This is a genomic window from Allobosea caraganae (assembly GCF_003351345.1).
GTDB classification, from domain to species: domain Bacteria; phylum Pseudomonadota; class Alphaproteobacteria; order Rhizobiales; family Beijerinckiaceae; genus Allobosea; species Allobosea caraganae.
Genome location: NZ_QQTO01000012.1, coordinates 226,301 through 237,655, shown reverse-complemented (window position 1 = coordinate 237,655; position 11,355 = coordinate 226,301). Strand labels below are relative to the sequence as shown.

The 11,355-nt window shown below is 67.9% G+C and carries 8 protein-coding genes; all 8 read right to left on the bottom strand.

The window, feature by feature from the left end; genetic code table 11:
* Positions 1 to 25 precede the first annotated feature (25 nt).
* The 8 genes from DWF00_RS06720 to DWF00_RS29680 all read right to left on the bottom strand — a co-directional run bounded on the left by DWF00_RS06720 (position 26) and on the right by DWF00_RS29680 (position 11,298).
* Positions 26 to 1,198 carry an ABC transporter substrate-binding protein gene (locus DWF00_RS06720; protein WP_114830656.1) on the bottom strand — a complete coding sequence of 391 codons (1,173 nt, stop codon included), beginning with the start codon at positions 1,196 to 1,198 and terminating at the stop codon, positions 26 to 28.
* A 302-nt stretch (positions 1,199 to 1,500) separates the two neighbouring features.
* Complete coding sequence (locus DWF00_RS06715; RefSeq protein WP_114830655.1) at positions 1,501 to 2,583, bottom strand: BMP family ABC transporter substrate-binding protein; 1,083 nt, start codon at positions 2,581 to 2,583, stop codon at positions 1,501 to 1,503.
* A gap of 25 nt (positions 2,584 to 2,608) precedes the next feature.
* Entirely contained in the window at positions 2,609 to 3,532 is a 924-nt protein-coding gene (locus DWF00_RS06710; protein WP_114830654.1) for an ABC transporter permease, read from the bottom strand.
* 139 nt (positions 3,533 to 3,671) lie between these two features.
* Entirely contained in the window at positions 3,672 to 4,697 is a 1,026-nt protein-coding gene (locus DWF00_RS06705; RefSeq protein WP_114830722.1) for an ABC transporter permease, read from the bottom strand.
* A gap of 254 nt (positions 4,698 to 4,951) precedes the next feature.
* The gene (locus DWF00_RS06700; protein ID WP_114830653.1) at positions 4,952 to 6,517 is read right to left on the bottom strand and encodes an ABC transporter ATP-binding protein; all 1,566 of its coding nucleotides are present in this window, start codon (positions 6,515 to 6,517) and stop codon (positions 4,952 to 4,954) included.
* Positions 6,514 to 7,365 carry a xanthine dehydrogenase accessory protein XdhC gene (gene xdhC / locus DWF00_RS06695; protein WP_114830652.1) on the bottom strand — a complete coding sequence of 284 codons (852 nt, stop codon included), beginning with the start codon at positions 7,363 to 7,365 and terminating at the stop codon, positions 6,514 to 6,516. Before xdhC ends, DWF00_RS06700 begins: the two co-directional genes overlap by 4 nt.
* Complete coding sequence (gene xdhB, locus DWF00_RS06690) at positions 7,362 to 9,704, bottom strand: xanthine dehydrogenase molybdopterin binding subunit (protein ID WP_114830651.1); 2,343 nt, start codon at positions 9,702 to 9,704, stop codon at positions 7,362 to 7,364. The genes xdhC and xdhB overlap by 4 nt, the downstream gene beginning before the upstream one ends.
* Positions 9,697 to 11,298: a xanthine dehydrogenase small subunit gene (locus DWF00_RS29680; RefSeq protein WP_210207906.1), complete on the bottom strand. Its 1,602-nt coding sequence runs from the start codon at positions 11,296 to 11,298 to the stop codon at positions 9,697 to 9,699. Before DWF00_RS29680 ends, xdhB begins: the two co-directional genes overlap by 8 nt.
* Positions 11,299 to 11,355 lie beyond the last annotated feature (57 nt).

Genomic DNA, 11,355 nt, shown 5'->3' with positions numbered 1-11,355 from the left:
AGGGGTTCCCCGCGGTTCGGTTGCCTTACTTGAGGCCGCAATCCTTCGCGTGCGGGTCGGCGTAGTCCGAAAACACCTTCTGGGCGATCTCGGTCTGGAACTTGCCGTCCGGCCGCTTGGCGACCTTGACCAGGTAGAAGTCCTGGATCGGGAAGCCGTTGGTGTTGAACTTGAACTTGCCGCGCAGCGAGGTGAAGTCGGCCTTCTTGATCGCGGCGCGCAGCTTGTCCTTGTCGGAGGTGTCGCCCTTCGTCGCCTTCAGCGCCGAGTCGATCAGCAGGCCGGCGTCGTAGGCCTGCTGGGCATAGGAGCCGGGCACGATCTTGTAGGCGGCCTCGTAGTCCGCGACGAACTTCTTCGTCTGCGGGTTGTCCATGTTGGGCGCCCAGGTCATGCCGCCGAACAGGCCGATAGCCGCATCCTGCTGCGCCGGGAGGGTCGATTCATCGACCGTGAACGCGGAGAGGAACGGGATCTTGCCGGTCAGGCCGGCCTGCGACCATTGCTTGACCAGGTTGACGCCGAGCCCGCCCGGCATGAAGGCGAACACGACGTCGGGCTTGGCGGCGGCGATCTTGGCGAGCTCGGCCGAGAAGTCGAGCTGGGTCAGCGGGACATAGACCTCGTCGACTATTTCACCCTTGAAATAGTTCTTGAAGCCGGCGAGCGAGTCCTTACCCGCCTGGTAGTTCGGCGCCATGATGTAGGCTTTCTTGAAGCCTTGGTCCTGCGCATACTTGCCGAGCACTTCGTGGACCTGGTCGTTCTGGTACGAGGTCACGAAGAAGTTCTGGTTGCAGGCCTTGCCGGCAAGCGTCGACGGGCCGGCATTCGGGCTGATCAGGAAGGCGCCGGAATCGAGCACCGGCTTGGCGATGGCGCCGAGGATGTTGGAGAAGACCGGCCCGACGACGAAGTCGACCTTGCCGCTCTCGATATAGCTGCGGACCTTGCTGACGGCGACGTCGGGCTTGAGCTCGTCGTCGATCACGGTGATCTGCACCGGCCGTCCTCCGAACTTGCCGCCGAGCTGGTCGACCGAGAGCTGGAAGCCGTCGCGCACCTGCTGGCCGAGCGCCGCCTGCGGCCCGGTGAGAACGCTGACGACGCCGATCTTCAGCGGCTCCTGCGCCTGCGCGCCGGCAATCCCGAGCGCGAGCAGGCCCGCACTGAGCGACAATGCGTATTTGAGTGTCATGTCCGATGTCCTCCCGGGACGAGCGAGAAAGCGACTGCGCGACAGGGGACCCTCACCCTCTCCATCACGCGACGAAGGCATATTGTTTCAAGCTTAAAATATCTGCAAGGGGTTCGGAGAGAGGAATTTTGCCCTCTGTCATCCCGCACGCGCCGCAGCATGCAATGCTGCTGCGCAGATGCGGGACCGTCCTCAGAATAGGGCGCCCCTTCCGGGGACCGTTCAGAAAGGGCGCCTTCTCGTCATGCGGTCCCGTGTCTGCGCAGCGGCACTTCGCGCCGCAGCGCGCACGGGATGACGCCTTACGCCTGCACGCCGTCGATGTACCAATCCATCTTGGCCAGCACCTCGTCCGGCGCGGTCTCGCCCGCCTTGACGCGCACCACGCCCTTCTGGTCCTTGAGCTCGCCGGTGAACGGGTGGAGCTTGCCGGAGACGATGCCGTCCTTGACCGCATCCGCCGCGGCGCGCGCCGCCGGCGTCACCGCCGCGTTATAGGGCGCGAGCTTGACGAAGCCGTCCTTGATGCCGCCCCAGACGTCGCCCGACTTCCACTTGTCGTCGATCACCTCCTGGACGCGCTTGATGTAATAGCCCGACCAGTCGTCGACGATCGCCGAGAGATGCGCCTTGGGGGCGAAGGAGCTCATGTCCGAGGCCTGGCCGAAGGCGAAGACGCCGCGCTGCTCCGCCGCCTGCAGGGCAGCGGCGGAGTCGGTGTGCTGGGTGATCATGTCGGCGCCCTGGTCGATCAGCGCCTTGGCGGCGTCGGCCTCCTTGGCCGGGTCGTACCAGGTCGAGGCCCAGATCACCTTGGTCTTGAAGTTCGGGTTCACCTTGCGGGCGGCGAGCGTGAAGGCGTTGATGCCCATCACCACCTCCGGAATCGGGAAGGAGGCGATGTAGCCGGCCTGGCCGCTCTTGGACATGTGGCCGGCGATGGTGCCGATCACGGCGCGGCCCTCGTAGAAGCGGGCATTATAGGTCGCGACATTCTCAGTGCGCTGATAGCCGGTGGCGTGCTCGAACTTCAGCTTCGGGAACTGCTTGGCGACCTGGATGGTCGGGTTCATGAAGCCGAACGAGGTCGTGAAGATGATCTGGTTGCCGGCCTGCGCGAGCTGGCGGATGGCGCGCGCCGCATCCGGGCCCTCGGCGACGTTCTCGAGGAAGCTCGTCTTGATCTTGCTGCCGAAATGCGCCTCCAGCGCCTTGCGGCCCTGGTCATGCGTCCAGGTCCAGCCATGGTCGCCGACGGGGCCGACATAGATGAAGCCGATGCCGACAGGCGCCTGCGCCGAGGCGGAGTGCCCGAGCAGCGGCGTGGTCGCGGCAGCGGCGGCAGCGCCGAAATTGAACCTGCGGCGGGTGATGATGCTGGTCATTTGCGGTCCCCGTTGTGGTTGGGCGTCACGACGCCGAGAAAGGTTTGCCGAGGCAGGCCGGCGCATCGAGCCGACCGGTCTTCCGTCCTAGCGACATCATGGTCAGAACCGCAATCGTCGCAAGGTAGGGGGCCATGGCCAGCACCTCCGGCGCGAGCCAGCTGATGCCGGCCGCCTTGGCCTGCAATTCGAAGGTCATCACCGCGCCGAAGAGATAGGCACCGAGCAGCAGCCGGCCCGGCTTCCAGGCGGCGAAGACGACGAGCGCGAGCGCGATCCAGCCGCGGCCGGCGGTCAGCCTGTCCGCCCACATCGGCGTCAGCGCCAGCGAGAAATAGGCGCCGCCCAGGCCTGCCAGCGCCCCGCCGAAGGCGATCGCACCATAGCGGATGGCGATGACGGGGTAGCCGATCGCATGGGCCGAAGCGTCGTTCTCGCCTACCGCGCGCAGGATCAGGCCCGGCCGCGTGCTGCGCAGGAACCAGCTGACGCCGGCGACCAGCGCGAGCGAGAGATAGACGACGATGTCGTGGCCGAAGATCGCCCGCAGCCCGGGATGCTCCGACAGCGCCGCCGGGAAGATTGGCCCGAGCCGCGTGATCGTGCGGCCGACGAAGCCGGCGCCGATCAGCGACGAGGCGCCGATGCCGAAGATGGTCAGCGCCAGCCCGGTCGCGACCTGGTTGGCGGTCAGGCTCAGCGTCAGCACGGCGAAGACCATCGCCGTGGCAATGCCGGCCAGCACGGCGGCGACGAGCCCGAGAGCCAGGCTGCCGGTGGTCAGGGACACGGCGAAGCCGGCGACCGCGCCGGTCAGCATCATGCCCTCGACGCCGAGGTTGAGCACGCCCGACTTCTCGACGACGAGCTCGCCCAGCGCCGCCAGCAATATCGGCGTCGAGGCCGCGACCAGCGTCATGATGATCGAGACGAGGATCGTGTCGCTCATGGCGTTTCCCTCTCCGGGGAGGCCAATCCGTCATTGCGAGGAGGCGCAGCCGACGAAGCAATCCAGAGGGAGTGCGTGAGGCCCCTGGATTGCTTCGCTGCGCTCGCAATGACGGGGAGGGTATGGCGCTGCCTCCTCCTCATGCCGGCCTCGCCTTCAGGCCGATCCGGTAGGTGATCAGCACGTTGGTCGCGAGCAGGAAGAACAGCAGCAGCGCCTGGAACATGCCGGTCGCGGCCTGCGGCAGCTTCACCGTCGTCTGCGCCACCTCGCCGCCGACATAGGTCGCGGCCAGCACGATGCCGCCGAAGACGATGCCGAGCGGGTGCAGCCGGCCGAGGAAGGCGACGATGATCGCGGTGAAGCCGTAACCGACCGGGAATTGCGGCGTGAGCTGGCCGAAGGGGCCGGCAGCCTCGAACAGCCCTGCGAGCCCCGCGAGCCCGCCGCCGGTCAGCAGCGTCAGCCAGGTCGTGCGCTCGGCGCTGAAGCCGCCATGGCGCGCCGCTGCCGGCGCCAGGCCGACGACCTTCACGGCGAAGCCGGCCGTCGTCTTCTCCATCACCAGCCAGGCGATGACGGCGATGACCAGCGCCAGCGGGATGCCGAGATGGACGAGCGAGCCCTCGGTCATGGCCGGCAGGGTCTGGTCGGGCGTGAACATCCGCGTCTGCGGGAAGTTGAAGCCGTCCGGGTCCTTCCACGGGCCGCGTACGAGATAATACAGCGCCTGGATCGCGACATAGGTCAGCATCAGGCTGGTCAGGATCTCGCTGACCTGGAGCTTCGTGCGCAGCAGCGCCGGGATCGCCGCCCAGGCCATGCCGCCGAGCACGCCGGCCAGCGCCATCGCGGGCAGGATCCACCAGCCGGTCATGTCGTAGGTCGCGAGCGCGACGCCGGTGCCGGCGATGGCGCCCATGACATACTGGCCCTCGGCGCCGATGTTCCAGACATTGGCGCGGAAGCCGATGGCGAGGCCGAGCGCGATCATCACCAGCGGCGCGGCCTTGACGCCGAGATCGGGCCAGCGCTGCGGCTCGAGCAGCGGCAGCAGGAAGAAGTCGTAGACGGCAGTCAGGCCGTCATAGCCCATGGCGGTGAAGACGATCGTGCCAGTAAGCATGGTCAGCGCGATCGCGATCAGCGGGCTCAGATAGAGCATCGCCTTGCTCGGCTCGCGGCGGCGGCGCCATTCAAGCACGGGCGCCTCCGCGCGACTCTGGGGGGAATGGCTCCACCCTTCCCCCTTGTGGGGAAGGGTAGGGGGATGGGGGGCGAGCGACTGGGTGCGGTGCTACTTGTATCAACGAAACGGCGGAAATTCTCAGCCGGTCGCTCCGACTTTTCGCCCCCCACCCCTGCCCCTCCCCACAAGGGGGAGGGGTTCCCGGCGTCTCTGCCTGCTTGGCTGAAGAGTTATGCATGGGCTGCCACCTCCGCCGCCTGGCCGGCACCATGGATGCCGCCCATCATCAGGCCGATCTCCTCGATCTTGAGGTCGGCGACGGCGCGCGGCGCCGAGAGCCTGCCTTCGTTGATGACGCAAAGCCGGTCGGCCAGCTCGAGCAATTCGTCGAGATCCTGCGAGATCACCACGACGGCCGAGCCCCGCGCCGCCAGATCGACCAGCGCCTGCCTGATCGCGGCCGCGGCGCCGGCGTCGACGCCCCAGGTCGGCTGCGAGACGACGAGCACGCCCGGCTCCTGGCCGATCTCGCGGCCCATGATGAACTTCTGCAGATTGCCGCCCGAGAGCGCACGCGCCGGCGCGGCCGGGCCGGTGGTGCGCACGTCGAAGCGCCCGATCACGGCCTGGGCGAAACGCCTGACGGCGCCGAGCCGGATGAAGCCCTGCGGCGCCAGCGGCAGCCGGTAGCGCGCCGTCAGCACGGCGTTCTCGGCCAGCGAGAAATCGGGCACCGCGGCATGGCCGTTGCGCTCCTCGGGCACGCAGGCGAGGCCGGCGGCGCGGCGCTGGCCGGCTCCGGCGCATCCGACCGGCTTGCCGTCGAGCTGGATCATGGCCGGGCTCGCTGCCAGCCGCTCGCCCGAGAGAGCCGTCAGCAATTCGGCCTGGCCATTGCCGGCGACACCCGCGATGCCGAGGATCTCGCCCGCCCGCGCCTCGAAGGAGACCTCTTTCAGATTGGTGCCGAAGGGCGGCTCGCCCGGCATCGAAAGGCTGGAGGCGGTTAGGCGGGAACTCCCCACCTTGCCGCCATGGGCGCCCTCGATCTGCTTCAGGTCGGCGCCGATCATCAGCTCGGCCATGCGCCGGGTCGTCTCGACCTTCGGATCGCAGGCCGCGACCACCTTGCCGCCGCGCAGGATCGTGGCGGTGTCGCACAGGGCTTTGATCTCATGCAGCTTGTGGCTGATGTAGAGGATCGAGCAGCCCTCGGAGGCGATCTGCCGGAGCGTCTCGAACAGCCGTTCGACCTCCTGCGGCGTCAGCACCGAGGTCGGCTCGTCCATGATCAGCAGCTTGGGCTTCTGCAGCAGGCAGCGCACGATCTCGATGCGCTGGCGCTCGCCGACCGAGAGCGTGTGGACCTCGCGCTCGGGATCGAGCGGCAGCGAATAGCTCTCCAGCACCTTGGCGACGCGCGCCTTCAATTCGTCGCGGTCGACCGCCTCGTCGAGCCCCAGCGCGATGTTCTCGATCACGGTCATCGCGTCGAACAGCGAGAAATGCTGGAAGACCATGCCGATGCCGAGCCGTCGCGCCGCCTTGGGCGAGGGGATCGAGACGATGTCGCCATTCCAGGCGATGGTGCCGGCATCGGCCTGCTGCACGCCGTAGATGATCTTGACCAGGGTCGATTTGCCGGCACCGTTCTCGCCGAGCAGGGCGTGGATCTCGCCCGGCCGAACGCTGAGGCTGATATCCTCGTTCGCCTTCACGCCCGGAAAGCTCTTGGAGATGTGCGACAGCGCCAGACGCGGCGGCGCATCCGTCCTGTCACGCGGCGACGCCGTCATCCCCAGCCCTTCCTCCCTGATCGTTTTCGGTCCAGTTCGGACGCCTGCCTATGGGCAAGCAAGCAACGCACCAGCTCGGCCGCCGTCAAGGCGGCGATGACCTCGGGCCGCTTGTCGTCCACATCGTCCCCGCCGATCGGGCAGGTCAGGCCGGCGAGCGCGGGGCTCGCCGGATGACGCCGCCGGAAGCTCGCGGCGAAGCGGGCGCGCTTGGTCGCCGAGCCGATCATGCCGACATAAGCGGCGTCGGAGCGCAGCAATGCGGCCTCGGCCAGGCGATAGTCGAGCGCGTGGCTATGGGTGAGGATGATGAAGGCCGCGCCGCGCGGGGCGTCGTTGATCATCTCGGCGGGGTCGTCGAGCCGGAGGCAGGCGATCCCGGCCGGCAGCCCGTCCATCTGATCGTCGCGATCGTCGATCAGGGTCACGGCGAAGGGCAGGCGCGCCAGCGTCTCCGCCAGCGCCCGGCCGGTATGGCCCGCACCGAAAATCAGCACGGCGGGCCGCGCCGCCTGATGTTCCGCCTCGGCGGCGCGCAGGCTCTCGACATGGACTGGTGTCGCCTGCTCCAACGTGACGCGAACCCGCCCGCCGCAGCACTGGCCCATTTGCGGGCCGAGCGGGATGTCGAGAATTCGCGCAGCCTTGCCGCTCGCCAGCATCTCGCGGGCGATGTCGAGGCAGTGGAATTCGAGCTGCCCGCCGCCAATCGTGCCGGCGCTGGCTTTTGCCATGACGATCATGGTCGCGCCGGCCTCGCGCGGAGTCGAACCCTCGGCCGTCTCGATGCGGACGAGGATCGCGCCTTCGGAAAGATGCATGTCGAGGAAGGCGGAGAGGGAGGTCATGGCGCCGCCTCCGCCCGCACCCGCTCGACCGCATCCAGCACCCGCTCCGGCGTCGCCGGAGCGTCCAGCCTCGGGCACACTCGATAGTCCCCCACGCTCGCCACCGCATCCGAGAGCGCGTGCAGCACGCTGATCGCCAGCATCAGCGGCGGCTCGCCGACCGCCTTGGAGCGGTGGATCGTCGGCTCGCGGTTCGGCGCGTTCTCCAGCAATGCGACGTTGAAGATGCGGGGCCGGTCGGAGGCGACGGGAATCTTGTAGGTCGAGGGCGCGTGGGTGCGCAGCCGGCCCTTCTCGTCCCAGACCAGTTCCTCGGTCGTGAGCCAGCCCATGCCCTGGATGAAGCCGCCCTCGATCTGGCCCTTGTCGATCGCCGGGTTCAGCGACGTGCCGCAATCATGCAGGATGTCGACGCGCTCGACCTTGTACTCGCCGGTCAGCGTATCGATCGCGACCTCGGCTGCCGCCGCCCCATAGGCGAAATAGTAGAACGGATGGCCGCGCCCGGCCTTGCGGTCCCAATGGATTTTTGGCGTCGCGTAGAAGCCGGTCGCCGAGAGCTGGACGCGGCCCATATAGGCGGCGGCCACGAGCTCGGCGAAGCTCATCTCCTGCGCGCCGATCCTGACGCAGCCGGGCAGGAACGCGACGGCTTCCGGCGCTACCTGCCAGCGTTCGGCGGCGAAGGCGGTCAGCCGCTGCTTGATCGTCTCGCAGGCGTCGAGCGCCGCCATGCCGTTGAGGTCGGAGCCGGAGGAGGCCGCGGTGGCCGAGGTGTTCGGCACCTTGCCGGTCGTGGTCGCCGTGATCTTGACCTGGTCGAGAGGGATGCCGAACGAGTGCGCCACGACCTGCGCCACCTTGATGTAGAGCCCCTGGCCCATCTCGGTGCCGCCATGGTTCAGCATGACCGTGCCGTCGGTATAGACATGCACCAGCGCTCCCGCCTGATTGTACCAGGTCGCGGTGAAGGAGATGCCGAACTTGACCGGCGTCAGCGCGATGCCCCGCTTGATCACCTTGCTCGTGCGGTTGACCTCGCGGATCGCTGCCTGCCGGGCCCGGTAATCGCAACTGCGCTCCAGTTCGGCGATGACATGGCCGGCGATGTTGTCCTCGACCTGCTGGTGATAGGGCGTGACGTCCCGGCCCGCATCGCCATAGAGATTGCGCTTGCGCACCTCGAGCGGGTCGAGCCCGGTCGCATAGGCGACCTCCTCGATGAAGCGCTCGGCCCCGACCATGCCCTGCGGCCCGCCGAAGCCGCGGAAGGCGGTGTTCGAGACGGTATGCGTGCGCAGCGGCTCGGAGCGGCCTCTTACCGCCGGGTAGAAATAGCAATTATCCATGTGGAACAAGGCGCGGTCCGTGACCGGGCCGGAGAGGTCGGCGTTCCAGCCGCAGCGCGCCGCATAGACCGCATCGACCGCCAGGATATGGCCCGCGTCGTCGAAGCCAATCTCGTAGTCGCAGACGAAGTCGTGGCGCTTGCCGGTGATCACCATGTCGTCGTCGCGGTCGGGCCTGAGCTTGACCGGCCGCTTCAGCTTGCGGGCCGCGAGCGCCGCGACGACGGCGAAGAGATTGGATTGTGTCTCCTTGCCGCCGAAGCCGCCGCCCATGCGCCGGACCTCGATCGTCACCGCATGCGAGCCGACGCCAAGCACGGCGGCGACCATGTGCTGGACCTCGCTCGGATGCTGGGTCGAGGAATGCACCAGCATGTCCTCGTCCTCGCCGGGGATGGCGAGTGCGATCTGGCCTTCCAGGTAGAAATGGTCCTGCCCGCCGATCGCCATCGAGCCCTTCAGCCGGCGCGGGCTGGCGGCAAGCGCGCCCGCGACATCGCCGCGTTCGAGCTTGAGCGGATCGGTGACGAGATCGCCGCCGGCAGCGCGCGCCGCGGCGACGTCCAGATTGGGCTTGGCCTCCTCGTAGACGGCTTTCGCCAGCATCGCCGCCCGCCGTGCCTGATCGCGCGTCACGGCCACCACCGCGAAGAGCGGCTGGCCGTGATGCAGGATCGTTTCCGTCGCGAAGACTGGCTCGTCATGGCGATGGGTCGAGGAGATGTCGTTGGCGCCGGGAATATCCTCCGCCGTCAGCACCGCGAGCACGCCAGAAGCCGCGCGCACGGGCGCGAGGTCGAGCGAGATCAGCCTGCCATGCGCGATCTGGGCGAGGCCGAGGCAGGCATGGACCAGCCCGGCGGGCTCGGCGATATCATCGATATAGATGGCTTCGCCCGCGACCTGCTTGGCAGCCGAGTCGTGTGGGCTGGCGCTGCCGATCGGGCCGCGCCGTGTTTCCATCTCCAGCCGCTTGCGAGCGTCAGCCATGGGCGGCCTCCGCGAGCAGGCCGGCGACGCGGGTCTCGACCGCTGGTTCCGTGGTTTCGATCAGGAAGCGCCTGAGCAGGTTGCCGGCGACCTTGAGCCGGTAGCCGGCCGAGGCGCGCATGTCGGTCAGCGGCGTGAAATCCTGGGGCAGGGCGGCGATGGCGGCCGATACCGCAGCCTCGTCCCAGTCGCGCCCGATCAGCGCCGCCTCAGTTGCCGCCGCGCGCTTCGGAATGCCGGCCATGCCGCCATAGGCGAGCCGCGCCTCGCTGATTTTTCCGCTCGTATCCCGCCGCAGCAGGAAGGCGCCGCATAGCGCCGAGATATCCTCGTCGAAGCGCTTCGAGATTTTTGAGATGTGGAACAGCGCATCGCCCGGCAGCTTCGGCACCAGCACGGCCTCGACGAATTCGCCCGGTTTCCGGTCCTGCTTGCGATAGTCGAGGAAGAAGCTTTCGAGGAGGATTTTCCTACGCTCGATCCCACCCGAGCCCTCATCCTGAGGAGCGCTCGCAGAGCGCGTCTCGAAGGATGCTCCAGTGGCCTCTGGAACATCCTTCGAGACGCCGCTACGCGGCTCCTCAGGATGAGGGCTGGAGGGCGTTTTTCGCACCAATACCAGCGTCGCGCCGAGCGCGATCAGGGCCGGCGGCAGGTCGCCGATCGGCGAGCCATTGGCGATGTTGCCACCGATCGTGCCGGCATTGCGCACCTGCTCACCGCCGAAGCGCCGCATCAACTCGTCGAGCTGCGGAGAGAGCGCGGCCAGCGCCGTGCGGGTGTCGATATGGTTGACCATCGCGCCGAGGCGCAGATGGCCGCCCTCGTCGGAGATGCCGCGCAACTCGTCGAGCCGGCCGAGATAGATCACGGCGTCCGGCTGCTGCATGCCCTTGGTGACCCAGAGCCCGACATCGGTCGCTCCCGCGACCAGCACGGCCTGCGGGTGAGCGCTGACGAGATCGGCCAGGGCGCCGACTGTCGCAGGCGCGAAGAAGCGGCGCGTGCCGTCGCCGAGCGAAAGCGTCTCGCCGTCTGCCAGATCGCGCAGCCGCTCCGTCATCGCCGAGGCCTTCAGCGCGAAGGGGTCGCCCCGGCGGTTCGTCCGCTCGTAGAGGCGCTGCGCCGCCTGGATGATCGGCTCATAGCCGGTGCAGCGGCAGAGATTGCCCGCCAGCGCGTCCTCGATCCGAGCCACGCTCGGGTTCGGCTCGTTCAGCCAGAGCGCAAACAGCGACATCACGAAGCCCGGCGTGCAGAAGCCGCATTGCGAGCCGTGGCAATCGACCAGCGCCTGCTGCACCGGATGCAGCGCGCCGTTCTCGGCCTTCAGGTGCTCCACCGTGAGCAGATGGCAGCCGTCCAGCGTCGGCAGGAAGCGGATGCAGGCGTTGATCGCCTCGTAGCGCAGCCGGCCCTGGTCGAGCCGGCCGATCACGACGGTGCAGGCGCCGCAATCGCCCTCGGCGCAGCCTTCCTTGCTGCCGGTCTTGCGCCGTTCCAGCCGCAGCCAGTCGAGCAGCGTCAGCGTCGGATCGCAGGCCGCGATCTCGACCAGCTTGTCGCCGAAATAGAAGCGCAATCTCTCACGCATGGCGGCTTGACCGCTGAAACGATGTCATGCCTGCAGATTAGGCATGTTCGGCGCTTG

Coding starts and splice junctions, on each gene's coding strand:
- DWF00_RS06705 (WP_114830722.1), bottom strand. CDS start 4,697: ATGCTCTATCTGAGCCCGCTGATCGCGATCGCGCTGACCATGCTTACT.
- DWF00_RS06700 (WP_114830653.1), bottom strand. CDS start 6,517: ATGACGGCGTCGCCGCGTGACAGGACGGATGCGCCGCCGCGTCTGGCG.
- DWF00_RS06720 (WP_114830656.1), bottom strand. CDS start 1,198: ATGACACTCAAATACGCATTGTCGCTCAGTGCGGGCCTGCTCGCGCTC.
- DWF00_RS06715 (WP_114830655.1), bottom strand. CDS start 2,583: ATGACCAGCATCATCACCCGCCGCAGGTTCAATTTCGGCGCTGCCGCC.
- DWF00_RS29680 (WP_210207906.1), bottom strand. CDS start 11,298: ATGCGTGAGAGATTGCGCTTCTATTTCGGCGACAAGCTGGTCGAGATC.
- xdhB (WP_114830651.1), bottom strand. CDS start 9,704: ATGGCTGACGCTCGCAAGCGGCTGGAGATGGAAACACGGCGCGGCCCG.
- DWF00_RS06710 (WP_114830654.1), bottom strand. CDS start 3,532: ATGAGCGACACGATCCTCGTCTCGATCATCATGACGCTGGTCGCGGCC.
- xdhC (WP_114830652.1), bottom strand. CDS start 7,365: ATGACCTCCCTCTCCGCCTTCCTCGACATGCATCTTTCCGAAGGCGCG.